Raw genomic sequence first — 5,350 nt, 5'->3', positions numbered from 1 at the left:
CAATCGTGCCGATGTTCACATGCGGCTTGTTACGTTCAAACTTTGCCTTTGCCATTGCCCTGGCGCCTCGTTTGTTCGGGGGCCATCGCACAAGCAGCGCCTGCGGCCCGGTTCAACATCGCGGGCCACCTAGTCGCGTCGCGGGGAAAAATCAAGCCGTTAACCGCTGACCCGTTGCGATGGCAAGATCAGTTGGCAACGGCCCCCGGCGGCGCGGGCAGGACCGTGACCGAAAACGCTTCGGTCGACAGGCTGTCAGCCGAGCGGAGCGGCGGGATTTGGGTAGATGGGCTGTCACCCGCGCGGAGCGGCGGGGCGTCGGGGTCGATGCTGAACCATTGGGGATTTTCCAGCATCCAGCGCTGAACCTGACGCGCGGCATTGCGCGCCAGCACCTCCATCTGTTGATCGCGGCTGCGCGCAAGACCCGAGCCGATCAGAAAGGTTTCTGGCGATGACCCCTCGAACACCACAATCTGCTTGGGTTCGGCATGCAGCTTTACACCCGAAGCATCGTCCCAGACATTGACCGAAAGCACCAGCACCGATCGCGGTTTCACGACCAGAGGAATACCCGGCGGTGCCAGCGCATAGCCGTCGATGGCAATGCCCAGATGATAGAGCCGCTCCCCCTCATAGGCCCCAAAGCGGCGATCAAGCTCGGCGGTCAAGACGGCCACCCATTCCTCGGGTTCGGCGCTGCGCGACGGCGGCACCTGCTGCATGCTGTCGGCCACGACAATGTTATGGCCCAACCGGAAATCGCCCATATCGGGCAGCTCATCGGTGAGCGGATCGGGCGCGGGGCTGCACGCGGCAAGCACCGCCAGCAAAACCACGGCGGCAAGGCGGTTCAGACCAAAGGGCATAGGCGTCTCCCGTATCCATGATCACACGTCAGATAACGCACGGGCGCGTGGGGCGCAAATGCCCACCCCCGGCGCGCGACGCAAAGCTTGCACAATCACTAGGTTCCAGACCCGCACCGCCGGCACCGCCAGAGGCATGGGGGCCGAAAGCCCCCCGCCCCGACGCGATCAGGTGAAGCGGTTGTCACGCGGAAATCCGCGCGGGGCCATGCGCCCCGCCGATGCACGCTTGCCATCCCATTCCGCCAGATCGGGCTCGGTGCGCGTGCGGCCGGCCGGATCGTGCCACGACAGCCCGGCGGCGCGCCGGAAGCTGCGCACATCCGCCAGCCCGCCATCCTTGTATTTTTGCAGCCGAACGCCCTTGCCGCGCCCCATTTCGGGCAGCTCATCCATGCCAAAGATCAAAAGCTTGCGATTGTCGCCCACGACCGCCACCGCATCATCATCAGGGGCAACCGCACGGCAGACGGTGGCCGCGACCCCTTCCCTGACGTTGAGAACCTGTTTGCCGGCCCGGGTCTGGGCCACGACTTCGGCCTCGGGCACCAGAAACCCATCGCCCGCCCATGATGCCACCAAAAGCTTGCCTTCGGGGCGATGGACAAACAGCGTGACGATCTCGGCCTCGTTGGGCAGATCCACCATCAGGCGCAACGGTTCACCCAGACCCCGCCCACCCGGCAGACCCACCGCCGGCAAGGTGTAGAACCGCCCCGTCGAGGAAAACACCAACAGCTTGTCGGTCGTTTCGGCATGGATCAGGAAACGGCCCGCGTCGCCGTCGCGGAACTTGAGCTCGGTCGACAGATCGATGTGGCCCTTCATCGCGCGGATCCATCCCATCTTGGAACAGACCACCGTGATCGGCTCGCGCTCGATCATCGCCTCGATCGGCACCTCTTGCGCCTCGCCTGCTGCGGCAAAGCTGGTGCGCCGCGCCCCGCCCACGGCTTTTGCGCCGAACTTGGCGCGCACATCGCGCAGCTCATCGGCGATGCGCGCCCATTGCAACCCATCCTCGGCCAGAAGATCCTCCAGCGCGGCGCGTTCGGCCATCAAGGCGTCGCGCTCGGCGATCAGCTGCATCTCTTCCAGCCGGCGCAAGGACCGCAGCCGCATGTTAAGGATAGCCTCGGCCTGCACCTCGGTCAGCTCACCCTCACCCGGGGCGGGCGAGACATAATCCCTTTCCGACGTGGCGCGTGCGATGTCGCGGCCCCAATCCTCGCGCATCAGCGCGGGTTTGGGGTCATCATCATAGCGGATGATGTCGATCACCCGGTCGAGGTTCAGAAAGGCGATGATGAAGCCTTCGAGCACCTCAAGGCGGTGGTCGATCTTGTCCATCCGGTGGCGCGACCGGCGGATCAGCACCGCGCGGCGATGATCGAGAAAGGCGCGCAACACCTCCTTGAGCGAACAGACCTTGGGCGTGCGGCCATCGATCAGCACGTTCATGTTGAGCGAAAACCGCGTTTCCAGATCCGAGTTGCGAAACAGCGTGCCCATCAGCACCTCGGGATCGACATTGCGCGAGCGGGGCTCCAGCACGATGCGGATGTCATCGGCGCTTTCGTCACGCACATCGGCCAGGATCGGCACCTTCTTGAGCTGGATCAGCTCGGCCAGCCGTTCGATCAGCTTTGATTTCTGCACCTGATAGGGGATTTCCGTGACCACGATCACCCAGGTGCCGCGGCCCTGATCCTCGATCGCCCATCTGGCGCGCAGACGAAACGCCCCGCGCCCGGTGCGATAGGTTTCGGCGATGCTCTCGGGCGGCTCGACGATCACGCCCCCGGTCGGAAAATCCGGCCCCTTGATGCAGGCCAAAAGCGTGTCGTCAGGCGCCTCGGGGGATTTCAGCAGATGCAGGCAGGCGCCGATCAGCTCATCAAGATTATGGGGCGGGATGTTGGTGGCCATGCCCACCGCGATCCCCGACGACCCATTGGCCAACAGGTTCGGCACCGCCGCCGGCAGCACCTCGGGTTCCTCGAGCGTGCCATCGTAATTGGGGCGGAAATCGACCGCGTTTTCGTCAAGCCCCTCCATCAGGGCCTCGGCGACCGCCGTCATCCGCGCCTCGGTGTAGCGACTGGCGGCCGGGTTGTCGCCGTCGATATTGCCAAAATTGCCCTGACCATCGACCAGCGGGTAACGGATCACGAAATCCTGCGCCAAGCGCGCCATGGCGTCATAGATCGCCATGTCGCCATGGGGGTGATAATTCCCCATGACATCGCCCGAGATCTTGGCCGATTTGCGAAAGCCGCCCGTCGACGCCAGCTTCAACTCGCGCATGGCGTACAAGATCCGCCGGTGGACCGGCTTCAGCCCGTCGCGCGCATCGGGAAGCGCGCGGTGCATGATGGTCGACAGCGCATATTGCAGATAACGCACACCAATGGCCCGGGCCAATGGCTCCGAGGTCTGGCGCCCACCGGCCCCCTGATCTTGTGTGTCATCCTGCTCGGCCATCTAGCGGTCGTGATACCCGAGGCGGCTTGCCACGTCCAGCGCCAGAAAGGCCGATCCAAGGCGCGGCAAGCGGCCTGTTGCCTGCAAGGCCCGACTGACTTAGGCAGACGGGGCAACGCGGCATGGGGGGCGCGCGACATGACGGGCCGGGTCTTGATCACGGGATGTTCCTCGGGCATCGGGCGGGCGGCCTGTGCGGGGTTGCGCGCGCGCGGCTGGACCGTCATCGCCTCGGCGCGGGCGCCCGAGGATCTGGACCGCCTCAGGGCCGATGGCTTTGCCGCCGTGCGGATCGATCATCACGACAGCGCCAGCATCGCGGCGGGCTTTGCCGAAGCCGTCGATCTGGCCGGCGGGCGGATCGAGGCGCTGTTCAACAATGCGGGCCATGGCATGCCGGGTGCGGCCGAAGACCTGCCGCGCGGCGCGCTGGAAGAGGTGTTTTCCTCCAATGTCTTTGGTCTGCACGATCTGACCTGTCACGCGATCCGCCACATGCGGGCCCATGGCGGGGGGCGCATCGTGCAACATTCCTCGGTGGTGGGGTTCACGCCGCTGCGGTGGCGGGCGGCCTATGTGGCGACAAAGCATGCGCTCGAGGGGCTGACCAACACCATGCGGGTGGAATTGCGCGGCACGGGCATCCATGTGGCGATCCTGAACACCGGGCCCGTCACCTCGGGTTTTCGCGACCGGTCGATGGCGCAATTCGACCGCTGGATCGATGTCGATGCCTCGCGCCATGCGCAATTCTATCGCACCAAATGGCGCACCCGCCGCGAGGCCGGGCGCGACCGTTTCGAACTTGGCCCCGAGGCTGTGGTCAAAAAACTGGCCCACGCGCTGGAAAGCCGCAGCCCCCGGCGGCGTTACTACATCACCACGCCCGCCTATGTGGCGGCGGTTCTGACGCGCATTTTGCCTGACGCGGCCCAGGATTGGATCGTGTCGCGGCTCTAGCCTTTTGCCGCCGCCGCGCTAGGGTGCACGGTTCGAAACAGCGAAGGAACGACAATCGTGGAAGACCCGCTTTTGATCATTGCGCTGATCGCCTGTCTTGGCGTGGTGGGGATTTTGCTCATGGGCATCAATTCTTTCCGCAAAGGCACGGCCGAGGCGGCAAAACAATCCAACAAATTCATGCGCTGGCGGCTGATCGCGCAATTCGGCGCGGTGGTGCTGATCATGATCTTCGTCTGGGTGCGCGGACAATCGGGGGGCTGAACAGATGGTGGTGCTGAACAAGATCTACACCCGCACGGGCGATGCGGGCGAGACCGCGCTGGGCGATGGCAGCCGTGTGGCCAAGCATTCCGCCCGTGTCGCCGCCTATGGCACGGTGGATGAGTTGAACGCCGTGCTGGGCATGGCGCGTCTGCATGCGACGGGCGACATGGCCGCACAGCTTCAGGCGATCCAGAACGATCTGTTCGATCTCGGCGCCGATCTGTGCACGCCCAACATGGAAAAGGACGACGAACGCCCCTATCCGTCGCTGCGCATCATCGCGGCCCAGACCGAGCGTCTGGAACGCGAGATCGACGTGATGAATGCCCGGCTTGCACCCTTGCGCAGCTTCATCTTGCCCGGCGGTTCGGCCTTGTCGGCGCATCTGCATCTGTGCCGCACGGTGGCACGCCGCGCCGAACGGCTGAGCGTGGAATTGGGCACGGTGGAATCGATCAACGCCGAAGGGGTGAAATACCTCAACCGGCTGTCGGACTGGTTCTTTGTTGCAGGCCGCATCGCCAACAACGACGGCAAAGACGACGTCTTGTGGGTTCCGGGGGCGAACCGCTGAAAGCGGCGGCCGGTCCGGTGGACCGGGCGGCCCCCGGAAGGGCGAAGCCCCGGCCCAACGGGCGGGGGCGAACCGCTGAAAGCGGCGGCCGGTCCGGTGGACCGGGCGGCCCCCGGAAGGGCGAAGCCCCGGCCCAACGGGCGGGGGCGAACCGCTGAAAGCGGCGGCCGGTCCGGTGGACCGGGCGGCCCCCGGA

Annotated in this window: 5 protein-coding genes; 3 read left to right on the top strand and 2 right to left on the bottom strand. The window is 65.3% G+C overall.

Translation table 11 applies throughout. The features are described 5' to 3' along the window. Positions 1-188: 188 nt before the first annotated feature. Complete coding sequence (locus Q0094_RS12140) at positions 189-869, bottom strand: hypothetical protein (RefSeq protein ID WP_297619865.1); 681 nt, start codon at positions 867-869, stop codon at positions 189-191. A 168-nt stretch (positions 870-1,037) separates the two neighbouring features. Then, positions 1,038-3,353, bottom strand: a complete 2,316-nt coding sequence (locus Q0094_RS12135) for a DNA topoisomerase IV subunit A (protein ID WP_297619862.1) — start codon at positions 3,351-3,353, stop codon at positions 1,038-1,040. Between the two features lie 138 nt (positions 3,354-3,491). Here Q0094_RS12135 and Q0094_RS12130 point away from each other — a divergent pair, with 138 nt between their 5' ends. From Q0094_RS12130 to Q0094_RS12120, 3 genes are read left to right on the top strand one after another with little or no spacing between them, the layout of a single operon-like run. Next, the gene (locus Q0094_RS12130) at positions 3,492-4,313 is read left to right on the top strand and encodes an SDR family NAD(P)-dependent oxidoreductase (RefSeq protein ID WP_297619859.1); all 822 of its coding nucleotides are present in this window, start codon (positions 3,492-3,494) and stop codon (positions 4,311-4,313) included. A gap of 57 nt (positions 4,314-4,370) precedes the next feature. Next, on the top strand, positions 4,371-4,577 hold the full coding sequence (locus Q0094_RS12125; RefSeq protein WP_366940284.1) for a twin transmembrane helix small protein: 207 nt from the start codon (positions 4,371-4,373) through the stop codon (positions 4,575-4,577). Between the two features lie 4 nt (positions 4,578-4,581). Then, positions 4,582-5,154: a cob(I)yrinic acid a,c-diamide adenosyltransferase gene (locus tag Q0094_RS12120; protein WP_297619856.1), complete on the top strand. Its 573-nt coding sequence runs from the start codon at positions 4,582-4,584 to the stop codon at positions 5,152-5,154. Positions 5,155-5,350 lie beyond the last annotated feature (196 nt).

This window comes from uncultured Roseicyclus sp., assembly GCF_937892565.1.
GTDB lineage: Bacteria > Pseudomonadota > Alphaproteobacteria > Rhodobacterales > Rhodobacteraceae > Roseicyclus.
Note: the sequence above shows the minus strand (reverse complement) of the source record. Positions and strands in the feature narration are given on the sequence as shown.

What these genes read in the sequence shown, in the direction of transcription:
- Q0094_RS12140 (WP_297619865.1), bottom strand. Translation starts at nt 869, where the DNA reads ATGCCCTTTGGTCTGAACCGCCTTGCCGCCGTGGTTTTGCTGGCGGTG.
- Q0094_RS12135 (WP_297619862.1), bottom strand. Translation starts at nt 3,353, where the DNA reads ATGGCCGAGCAGGATGACACACAAGATCAGGGGGCCGGTGGGCGCCAG.
- Q0094_RS12130 (WP_297619859.1), top strand. Translation starts at nt 3,492, where the DNA reads ATGACGGGCCGGGTCTTGATCACGGGATGTTCCTCGGGCATCGGGCGG.
- Q0094_RS12120 (WP_297619856.1), top strand. Translation starts at nt 4,582, where the DNA reads ATGGTGGTGCTGAACAAGATCTACACCCGCACGGGCGATGCGGGCGAG.